Annotated in this window: 2 protein-coding genes and 1 pseudogene; all 3 read left to right on the top strand. The window is 75.3% G+C overall.

All coding sequences use genetic code 11. The features are described 5' to 3' along the window. The coding region (locus tag SACPADRAFT_RS0214220) for a DeoR/GlpR family DNA-binding transcription regulator (protein ID WP_007027369.1) at positions 1-547 on the top strand (547 nt) is incomplete at its 5' end. Next, positions 544-1581, top strand: coding sequence for a galactose-1-phosphate uridylyltransferase (gene galT, locus SACPADRAFT_RS0214215; protein ID WP_007027368.1), 1038 nt, complete (start codon positions 544-546; stop codon positions 1579-1581). The genes SACPADRAFT_RS0214220 and galT, both read left to right, overlap by 4 nt. Before the next feature lie 65 nt (positions 1582-1646). Next, positions 1647-2158: pseudogene (locus tag SACPADRAFT_RS33955) on the top strand (hypothetical protein); the annotation flags it as partial.

Genomic DNA, 2158 nt, shown 5'->3' with positions numbered 1-2158 from the left:
GATCGCGGCGACCGCCGCGCGGTGGGTGCGTCCCGGGTCGGCCGTGGGGATCTCCGCGGGACCCGCGTCGCGGGCGCTCGCGCGGGCACTGACCCACGTCGCCGACCTCACGGTGGTCACCAACTCCGTGCGGGTGGCCGACATTCTCGGCTCGGCGGGGCGGCGGGACCGGCACGTGGTGCTCACCGGCGGGGCACGGGTCGACGCCGACGTGCTGGTCGGGCCGGTCGCCGTGCAGAGCCTGCGGGGCCTGCACCTGGACCGGGTCTTCCTCGGCGTGCACGGCATGGCCGAGGGCCCGGGATTCACCATCGGCGACCTGAGCGAGAGCGAGACCGACCGGGCGCTGATCGACGCGGGCCGGGAGCTGCTGATCCTCGCCGAACACACCCGGTTCGACACCGTGGGCCTGTCCACCGTCGCCGCGCTGGCCGAGGCGCACGTCCTGGTCACCGACGACGGCCTGGGCGAGCGCGCCCGCCGGGTGCTGTCGGCCCACGTCGGCGAGCTGGTGCTCGCGCCCGGGCCGATCGGGGCGGACGGGTGAACCGGACCGACCGCACGCTCGCGGACGGGCGCCGCATCCGGTACTACGACGACGGCCCGGATCCGCGGCCCCGGAACCGCGAGGACCCGCGGGATCTGACCCCCACCGCCGCGGTGACCGACATCCGGCACGACCCGTTGACCGGGGAACCCGTGGTGATCGCCGCGCACCGCCAGGACCGCACGCACAAACCCGCCGCCGACCACTGCCCGCTGTGCCCGGGGCGGCCGGATGCACCCGGCGAGATCCCCGAGCCGCACTACGACGTCGTCGTGTTCGAGAACCGGTTCCCGGCCTTCGCCGGGGGGCAGGGCCGCGCCGAGGTGGTGTGCTTCACCGACGAACACGACACCTCGTTCGCCGAGCTGTCGCCCACCCGGGTGCGGACGGTGCTGGACGCGCTGGCCGACCGCACCGCCGAACTCTCGGGCACCGACGGGGTGCGGCAGGTCTTCCCGTTCGAGAACCGCGGCGAGGAGATCGGGGTGACCCTGCACCACCCGCACGGCCAGATCTACGGCTACCCGTTCGTGCCGCCGCGCACCGCCCGCATGCTGGAGCACGCCCGCGCCCGTCTCACCTCGCACGGCACCCACCCGCTCGGCGACCTGCTGGCGGCCGAACGGGCCGACGGCACCCGGGTGGTCACCCGCGGACGACACTGGACGGCGTTCGTGCCGCCCGCCGCCCGGTGGCCGGTGCAGGTGCTGATCGTGCCGCACCGCCGGGTGGCCGACCTGTCCGAACTGACCGCCGACGAGCGCGACGACGTCGCCGGGGTGTCCCTCGACGTGCTCCGCCGGTGCGACGCGCTGTACGACCGGCCGTTGCCGTACGTGGCGGGTTGGCACCAGGCACCGACCGTCGGCGACCGGGAGGCGGCGTGGCTGCACCTGGAGGTGTTCTCGGTGCGGCGCGCGGCGGACAAGCTCAAATACCTCGCCGGGTCCGAGTCCGGGATGGCTGTGTGGGTGAACGACGTCACACCGGAGCGGATCGCGGAGAACCTCCGGGACACGCGTCCGGGTCGGTAGCGATTCTCGCCGCGGTCACAGCACGGGTTCAGCGAGTTCTCAGGACTCCGGCGCATCATGGACGCATGACCGACAACGATCCCTTCGCTCGACAGAACCCGGACCCGTCCGCGTCGGGGACGCCGGAGTCCGGTGCCGGGCCGGGGCACGAACAGCCGAGCCCCTGGGCTCCGCCGGGCCGGACGGAGCAGCCCGGGGAGTCGGAGGCATCGCCGGAGCAGGCAGCTCCACGGCAGGCGCCGCCGGAGACGACGCCGCCGGGGCCCGCGACCGGGGACGCCGGACCGGGGGAGTCGGCGGCGCACACCGGGGGCTCCGATCCGTTCCGGGCGCCGGGGCAGTACCCCGGGCAGGGCAACCCCGGGTATCCGCAGCAGCCCGGCGGCGCGTTCGCCCACGGCAACCCCTACGTCCCCGGCTACGGTACGCGGCAGGACCAGCAGGGATTCGCGTACGGTCCGGGAGCCCACGCCGCGCCCGGGCAGGGGGCGCCTCCGACGACGGCGTACCCGTCGTACCCGGGTGGCGCGGACACCGGCCCGGCGACCGGGACCGGGCGGGGTCTCCCGCGCAGGCT

It is taken from the genome of Saccharomonospora iraqiensis subsp. paurometabolica YIM 90007, assembly GCF_000231035.2.
GTDB lineage: Bacteria > Actinomycetota > Actinomycetes > Mycobacteriales > Pseudonocardiaceae > Saccharomonospora > Saccharomonospora paurometabolica.
This window is presented reverse-complemented; position numbering and strand designations above follow the sequence as displayed.